Source organism: Vibrio sp. 1978, from assembly GCF_033344345.1.
This window is the reverse complement of the sequence record NZ_JAWPOP010000362.1, coordinates 1-765: the sequence shown is the minus strand read 5'-3', so window position 1 is coordinate 765 and position 765 is coordinate 1. Positions and strand designations below refer to the sequence as shown.

At 51.5% G+C, this 765-nt stretch carries 1 protein-coding gene; it reads right to left on the bottom strand.

Annotation, left to right across the window (positions count from 1 at the left end; translation table 11 throughout):
• Positions 1-685 (bottom strand): conjugal transfer protein TraC (locus tag R8N49_RS26635; protein WP_318190387.1); only part of this gene is annotated, 685 nt, incomplete at its 3' end.
• Between the last annotated feature and the right edge of the window lie 80 nt (positions 686-765).

Below are 765 nucleotides of genomic sequence, written 5' to 3'. Positions count from 1 at the left end.
TGCCGTAATCGAAGATTTGCTCGCAGATGGGCTTATCCATCTCCCAATCCACAGAGTCATGTCGCCATGAAGCATCCGGCCCCCAATTCAGGATGGTGCTCATGATCCGGATGTAGTTCACCGCCGTCATTGTGCGGGGACGCAGACCAACGGTTTGAAGCGATGATTCGACCTTCGTGCGAAGCTGTGCGAGCTGCTGGAGTTCGCTTTCAGTCGGGTTATTGTTCTTGATGGGGACTTTGCACGTAACGAACAGCTTGAGGTCTTGGATCAAGCCATTGTCGTAGATACCTTTGTTGGTCTTGGCAAATATGCGTTCTGTCGTGTGGTGCTGGAGGAAGTTAATCCGTTCCTTGATGACAGATGTCAGCAGCTCGTGACGGAAGCCATCACGCAACCCCATCATCCGGTACATCTCCTGATTGATGTCCGGGGAGCGGAACAGAACAAACTGGAGCGTAGTCTTCGACGGGAACTCCTGATTCAGGAAACCGTTCATTCGCTCCTGAACTTTTTCATCGGCACCACACAGGGGCTCACACATGAAACCAAAGCCTGCACTGTGGTCATCCATAAGGAAGACATGATCGTCTTCGTCATAGGCCAGGACAGGAATAATCCCGGCAGCTCGCAAGTGCTCCGGGATCAACGTTTCTTCGAGTTTCTTTTTGATGGTTACGATCATTCAACACTCTCCAACCATGATTTCAGGTTCTTCGGACGTCCTTTGCTGACACGACCATCCGGAGCAACCACGAACGGAAC